4 protein-coding genes and 2 pseudogenes are annotated in these 7,180 nt (G+C 41.7%); all 6 read left to right on the top strand.

The window, feature by feature from the left end; translation table 11 throughout:
• Nucleotides 1-521: 521 nt before the first annotated feature.
• Nucleotides 522-845 (top strand): annotated as a pseudogene (locus NE638_RS17210) (GNAT family N-acetyltransferase); the annotation flags it as partial.
• 160 nt (nucleotides 846-1,005) lie between these two features.
• Nucleotides 1,006-1,818: a purine-nucleoside phosphorylase gene (locus NE638_RS17205; RefSeq protein ID WP_022427082.1), complete on the top strand. Its 813-nt coding sequence runs from the start codon at nucleotides 1,006-1,008 to the stop codon at nucleotides 1,816-1,818.
• A 37-nt stretch (nucleotides 1,819-1,855) separates the two neighbouring features.
• Nucleotides 1,856-3,046, top strand: a complete 1,191-nt coding sequence (locus NE638_RS17200) for a phosphopentomutase (RefSeq protein ID WP_015526454.1) — start codon at nucleotides 1,856-1,858, stop codon at nucleotides 3,044-3,046.
• A 96-nt stretch (nucleotides 3,047-3,142) separates the two neighbouring features.
• A pseudogene (locus tag NE638_RS17195) lies at nucleotides 3,143-3,364 on the top strand (deoxyribose-phosphate aldolase); the annotation flags it as partial.
• Nucleotides 3,365-3,622: 258 nt separating this feature from the next.
• The gene (locus NE638_RS17190; protein WP_021652513.1) at nucleotides 3,623-4,312 is read left to right on the top strand and encodes an MBL fold metallo-hydrolase; all 690 of its coding nucleotides are present in this window, start codon (nucleotides 3,623-3,625) and stop codon (nucleotides 4,310-4,312) included.
• Between the two features lie 15 nt (nucleotides 4,313-4,327).
• Nucleotides 4,328-6,958 carry an SF1B family DNA helicase RecD2 gene (recD2, locus tag NE638_RS17185; RefSeq protein ID WP_021652512.1) on the top strand — a complete coding sequence of 877 codons (2,631 nt, stop codon included), beginning with the start codon at nucleotides 4,328-4,330 and terminating at the stop codon, nucleotides 6,956-6,958.
• Nucleotides 6,959-7,180: the final 222 nt, after the last annotated feature.

Here is a 7,180-nt window from a genome sequence, read left to right as displayed (position 1 = left end):
CTGGTAAATTGTTTTGTTTTCCCTGGTGGATTGTTTACCCATGAGAATTTCCTCCTCGTATATCGCTAAACTCGCGGATTATTTATGTTCCAGGCCGCATGCTGAGCGTGTATTTCTTATATTAATTTTATTATACATAAATTATGAATTAACAACAAGTAATAGACTTTGTAAAATTACCTATTTTATAAAGCATTTCACGGGAATTTTTTACAATTAAATAATCCATTCCAAGGAAAAGCCAGCCCAGCTATTCATTGGAAAGACCATAGAAAAGACAGGTTCAGATACACTGATTAACCTCAGTATGTCCGGAACTGTTTTTTTGTTGCTATCGTTACTTTCGGGTGTCTTTGCCACGCTTGCTTCCTGGAGATTTCAATGACAAACCCTCTCCCATAAGGTATAATAAAGCAGAGTATTCAGCCGGATGCTTTTGAGGATGATCTGATTTTCAAATGGGATTCTCAGATTGGGAAAGGCCTGGATAGTTCTTATATGAAGGATGTACTTGAAGCACAAGTAATTATGAATTAGTGAAAGAAATGATGTTACAGGCGGAAGTCTATGTGTATGAAGATGATAAAATGATTCAGGGGTTTGTCGGATTAAGTAACGAATACATGGAAGGTATTTTTGTTTCTGATGAAATGCAGTCATGTGGTATAGGTAAGCTTTTATTAGACTATATCAAGAATAAAAAAGTTAGATTGCGATTAAACGTATACCAGAAGAATGCCAGAGCCCTCTCTTTTTATCAAAGAGAAGGGTTCGATATTCAATGTGAAGGATTCGATGATGCTACTGGTGAAAAAGAATACACAATGTTGTGGCAACAGAAATAGAAAGCGGATTTTTGGGGAGGATTTTATATGGAGTTTAACAATAAGGTAGTGATTGTGACGGGAGGCGCGCAGGGCATTGGAAAGACCATTGCAGAGGAATTGCCTTTATGAAAAAAGCATAAATATAATGACAACACCCAAAAGAAAGGAAGAAGTAATCATGTATAAAAAATTAATGACATGCCTGGAAAGCGTAAGAAAGAAAATTGATTTCAAACCAGAAGTTGCACTGATCCTTGGATCCGGACTTGGAGATTTTGCAGATGGAATTCAGATTGAACAGACCATCGACTATACGGACATCGAGGGATTTCCGGTTTCTACTGTAAAAGGACATAAGGGACGTTTTGTGTTTGGGTATGTGGAGAAAACACCGGTTGTAATCATGCAGGGACGTGTTCATTATTATGAAGGATACGCAATGTCAGATGTTGTTCTTCCAACGCGTCTTATGGGAATGCTCGGTGCGAAAAAAATCCTTCTCACTAATGCAGCAGGAGGAGCTAATCCTTCCTATAAACCGGGAGATTTCATGATGATCACAGATCACATTACAACGGGAGTTCCAAGCCCTCTGATAGGACCGAACATGGATGAGCTGGGAACCAGATTTCCGGATATGAGTGAGGTATACAGCCGCCGTCTTCAGGATGTGATCCGCAAATGTGCAAAAGAATGTGACATCAAACTTCAGGAAGGTGTTTATGTACAGTTTACAGGACCAAATTATGAGACTCCTGCAGAAGTAAGACTTGCACAGAGATGGGGTGGAGATGCAGTTGGAATGAGCACCGCATGCGAAGCTATGGCTGCCCGGCACATGGGAATGGAAATCTGTGGAATTTCCTGCATCACAAATATGGCAGCAGGAATTTCCCAAAAAGAGCTTAACCATAAAGAAGTGCAGGAAACAGCAGACCGCGTAGCGAAATCCTTCAAGGAATTAGTAACAAAAGTTGTTGTAAATATGTAAGATCCATAAGTAAGACATCAGAAAGGAGACAAAAATTATGAAGAAATATAAGAGAATATTTACTATTGTAATAGACTCCTTTGGGGCAGGAGAAATGCCGGACGCAGCCCAGTACGGGGATGAAGGAACAGATACTATGGGACATATTTCCCAGAATGTAGATGAATTTACGATTCCAAACCTTCAGAAGCTTGGAATTGCAAATCTTCATCCGTTGAAACAGGTTGCAGCAGTGGAGCGACCAATGGGTTATTATACATTTTTAAAAGAAGCCAGTACCGGAAAAGATACTATGACAGGACACTGGGAAATGATGGGGCTTCACATCACAAAACCGTTTAAGACTTTTACAGAGACCGGATTTCCAAAAGAGCTGATTGATGAGCTTGAGAAGAGAACGGGACATAAAGTAATTGGAAACAAGAGCTCCAGCGGAACAGAGATCCTGGATGAACTGGCTGAGGAAGAAATCGCTACCGGTCATATGATCGTTTACACATCTGCTGATTCTGTATTGCAGATCTGCGGAAATGAGGAGACTTTCGGACTGGATGAATTGTATCGCTGCTGTGAGATCGCTCGTGATATCACCATGAGGGATGAGTGGAAAGTCGGACGTGTTATTGCAAGACCTTACCTTGGCAAGAAAAAAGGTGAGTTCAAACGTACCAGCAACCGCCATGATTATGCACTGAAGCCTTACGGAAAAACTGCGCTTAATGCATTGAAGGATGCAGGTTATGATGTGATCTCCGTTGGAAAGATTTTTGATATTTTTGACGGCGAGGGACTGACAGAGTCTAATAAGTCAAAAAGCTCTGTTCATGGAATGGAGCAGACAATTGACATTGCGAAAAGAGAGTTTGAGGGGCTTTGTTTTGTAAATCTTGTAGATTTCGATGCTCTTTGGGGACATCGACGCAATGTAAAGGGATATGCAGAGGAACTTGAAAGATTTGATGTAAAACTTGGTGAACTTCTTGATGAGCTTCGTGAGGATGACCTTCTGATCATTACAGCTGACCACGGAAATGATCCGACGCATACAGGAACTGATCACACAAGAGAAAAAGTACCATTTTTTGCTTATTCCCCATCTATGGAGGGATACGGAAAACTGGAAGATCAGAATACTTTTGCAGTAATCGGTGCAACGATCGCAGATAATTTTGAAGTTAAGATGCCGGAGGGAACAATTGGAAGTTCTCTTCTGGATGAACTGAAGTAAAAGGAAGGTAAAATGGATAAAAAAGATATATTAAAAAAGGTGGATCACACATTACTTGGACAGACTGCAACATGGGATGATATTCGAGGAATCCTGGATGATATCAAAACTTCTACCGGATTTTCTACAGCGGGAGCAACTTTTGCAGATGTAGAGCTGATGAAGAAATATATTGGAAAAGATGTAAAAGTTAAGGCAGCAGGTGGAATTTCATCCTTCGATGATGCAGAAAAATTTATCAGTCTTGGCGCAGAGCGTCTTGGAACAAGCCGTCTTATTAAGATCCTGAAAAATACGGACACTGGTGCAGGATATTAATACTGTGAAAGAGGACTGTCAAAGACAGGATTATACATAAATTATGAACTAACAACAAGTAATAGAATTTGTAAAAGTATCATTTCACATTTTTCTACCAGCTGTGGATAAAGGATGGACGGAATCTAAAAAATACGATAAAATCTGCATTAGAAATGCTGTTGTCGTGAAATTTACAAACGCTCGAAAAAGGAAAAATAAACATGGCAAAGAAAGATTTGCTATCCGGTACCGGCGTTAATTTATATAGGTGATATTATGAAAATTACTTACATTAACCACAGTGGATTTTTGGTTGAGACCAGAGACTGCTACTATATTTTTGATTATTACAAGGGTGAATTACCGAATCTTGACAAGGAGAAAGAAGTGATCGTTTTTTGCAGTCACTTCCATAAGGATCATTTTAACCCACAAATTTTTGGGATCCTTGATGATATGGGAATGACTTATCAGGCAATCCTGGCGAATGATATACGAAAAAGGAATCATTTGTCGGATATGAAGATCACATATGTTTATCATGATCAAGCTTATAGTTTGGATAATGAAACCAAAGTTGATACATTGCTATCTAACGATAGTGGTGTCGCATTTATTGTCAAAACAAAGGAAGGTACCATTTATCATGCCGGTGATTTAAACGACTGGTATTGGGATGGTGGGTCGAAAGCTGATAACCAGAGACTTACTTCAGCATATCGCGCGGCGATCAGGAAAATCAAGGGTATGCATTTTGACGCTGCATTTGTTCCTTTGGATCCGAGACAGGGAGATCACTATGCTGACGGGATCCTGTATTTCCTTAAAAATGTAGATTGCAATGTCATTTTTCCAATGCATTACTGGAATGATGCCAATGTAATTAAGCGGTTTATTACTGAATATCCGCAATATAAGTCACGCATTAGAAACACAGAATGTACAAAAGGAGAAGAAATTTCATGAGAGAAGGAGACGGGCATGGAGCACTTACGTTGTGTAGTTGAGAGAATTACATATCAGAATGCCGACAATGGCTACACGGTTCTGAAATGTGCGGTGAAGAATTACAGTGATCTTGTCACAGTAGTTGGCACGATGCCGGATACCCATGTTGGTTCTGTGCTGTCTCTGGAAGGTATGTGGAAGATGGATGCCAAATATGGGCGGCAGTTTTTGGTGGAGAAATTTGAAGAGACACTTCCTGCCACAGTATATGGAATCGAAAAATATCTTGGTTCCGGTCTGGTGAAGGGCGTTGGTCCAAAGTTTGCAAAAAGAATTGTGGAAAAATTCGGGAAGGATACACTGGATGTTATTGAAGAGACACCAGATGAACTGCTCAAAGTATCAGGTATAGGAAAAGTACGTGTAGACCGGATCAAAACAAGCTGGCAGGAGCAGAAAGAGATCAAGAATATCATGCTTTTTCTGCAGAGTCATGAGGTCAGCACCTCTCATGCGACAAAGATTTTCAAGACGTATGGAAGTGAGAGCATTGCAATCGTAAAGGAGAACCCATACCGGCTTGCAGATGACATCTGGGGAATTGGATTTAAGACAGCGGATTCCATTGCACAGAAGATGGGGATTGACAAAGGCAAATTTGTCCGTCTGCGCAGTGGTATTTTTTATACATTGAATAAGCTGGCAGAAGCAGGTCATTGTTATACAACAAGAGAACAGCTGACTGGAAGGGCAAAGGAACTTCTGGAAGTGGAAGAACCGGAGCTGGAGATCACCTTGGATGAGATGATCCGCACGAATGATGTGATCAGAGATGAAGCAGAAGATCGGGAAGCAATCTATCTGCCCCCATATTATTTTTCAGAAAGTGGCTGTGCAAAGCGGCTGCTTCGGTTGATGTCCTGTGGAAAGAAGAAATCTGAGGATACGGAAGAAATATTGGAGAAAGTAGCAGCTTCATCAGAAATTACTTATGACGAGATTCAGTGGCAGGCGGTAAAGACAGCAGTTTCTTCTAAGGTCATGGTGCTGACCGGTGGACCTGGAACCGGAAAGACTACAACAACTCTGGGAATTATTTCTGCATATAAGCAGGCTGGATGTCAGATCATTCTTGCTGCACCGACTGGAAGAGCAGCAAAGAGAATGTCAGAAGCAACTGGAATGGAAGCAAAAACGATTCACCGGTTATTGGAATATAAACCTCCGGAAGGCTATCAGAAAAATGAAGAGCATCCGCTGGAAGGAGATGTGCTGATACTGGATGAATGTTCCATGATCGATATTATGCTGATGTATAATCTTTTAAAAGCATTGCCGCAGCAGATGTCTCTGATTCTGGTAGGCGACATTGATCAGCTGCCAAGTGTCGGAGCGGGCAATGTTCTCAGAGATATCATTGATTCCGGATGTGTTCCGGTAGTTCGTCTGACACGGATTTTCCGTCAGGCACAGGGAAGTCGGATCATCATGAATGCACACCGGATCAATAAAGGGGAAGGCATTGATATGAGAGGCGGGAAAGATGCCGACTTTTTCTTTGCCACCAAAGAGAGTAATCAGGAAGTGGTGGATACTATCGTCCAATATTGTAAGACGAACCTGCCGAGATACTACCATGTAGATCCACTGCAGGATATTCAGGTGCTGACTCCGATGCAGAGAGGCGAATGTGGGGCAGTAAATCTGAACCAGGTGCTGCAGGAAGCCATGAATCCGTCAAAGATCTTTCTGCGGAGAGGCGGCACACAGTACCGGCTGAAGGATAAGGTGATGCAGATCCGGAATGATTACGATAAGGAAGTATTTAACGGAGATATTGGGACTGTCACAAAAGTTGACGTGGAAGAACGGGAACTGACAGTTCTGTTTGATGAACGGAAAGTAGTCTATGATGTGACAGAGCTGGACGAACTGGCGCTTGCCTATGCAGTGACGATCCACAAATCCCAGGGAAGCGAATATCCAATCGTTGTCATGCCATTTACCATGAGTCATTTTGTCATGCTGCAGAGAAATCTCCTTTATACGGGTGTGACCAGGGCGAAAAAGATCCTGGTACTTGTCGGAGAGAAGAAAGCTGTGTATTATGCGATAAAAAATGAAACGACAACTGGCAGAAATACATGTCTGGCAAGACGTCTGCAGCCGGACAGCAAAGAAGCACAGGAAGTGAAGGCACAGCTTTTGAAAGAAGCAGTAGACGAGACCGCAAATGAGAACGGAAGTGACAGTAAGAAGATGATCGTCTATAAGGGCAGCATCCAGCCTTCTATGGTATGTGAGACACCGGCAGTTTATGAGGGAAATCTCTGGAAACGTCTGTCGCAGTCAAAGTTCAGAAGCAGTTTTTCCCTGAAGGCAAACGATCGGAGTTATGTATCAGAAAAGGGAATGGAGAAAGTACGTGAGCATGCCTGTGATTTTATCAGAAAGCGTCTTGCACCGGCAGAAATACCAAATGATGGAAAACAGACACCGATGAGAGGGCATCCGGTTTTTGTAGCCCAGCATGCCACAGCTACCTGTTGCAGGGGATGTCTGGAAAAATGGCATCATATTCCGAAAGGACGGGAATTGACAGAAGCGGAGCAGGAATATATTGTAAATGTGATCATGGAATGGATCGGTCGGGAAATTCATTGAGAGAATGTCTCAGCTTTGGGGCCTGATTTCTATAGCCGCAACCCTTTAATATCTTTAACAAATGTAGCAAGAATTCTCCCACCTCTTCAGGTGGGGAGATGAATTGCACATCTGAGCATATCTGCTCAAAAAAATCTCTATAGTATAAAAGAAACACTTGTTCTCCCTTCCCTGATGTAGTATACTGAAAAAGAACAATTAGTTCATAAATACATATCCGTC

Source organism: Blautia sp. MSK.18.38 (assembly GCF_024460535.1).
GTDB lineage: Bacteria > Bacillota > Clostridia > Lachnospirales > Lachnospiraceae > Blautia_A > Blautia_A fusiformis.
The sequence above is the reverse complement of the archived record's forward strand: the minus strand, read 5'-3'. Positions and strand labels throughout refer to the sequence as shown.

Coding starts and splice junctions, on each gene's coding strand:
- NE638_RS17205 (WP_022427082.1), top strand. CDS start 1,006: ATGTATAAAAAATTAATGACATGCCTGGAAAGCGTAAGAAAGAAAATT.
- NE638_RS17200 (WP_015526454.1), top strand. CDS start 1,856: ATGAAGAAATATAAGAGAATATTTACTATTGTAATAGACTCCTTTGGG.
- NE638_RS17190 (WP_021652513.1), top strand. CDS start 3,623: ATGAAAATTACTTACATTAACCACAGTGGATTTTTGGTTGAGACCAGA.
- recD2 (WP_021652512.1), top strand. CDS start 4,328: ATGGAGCACTTACGTTGTGTAGTTGAGAGAATTACATATCAGAATGCC.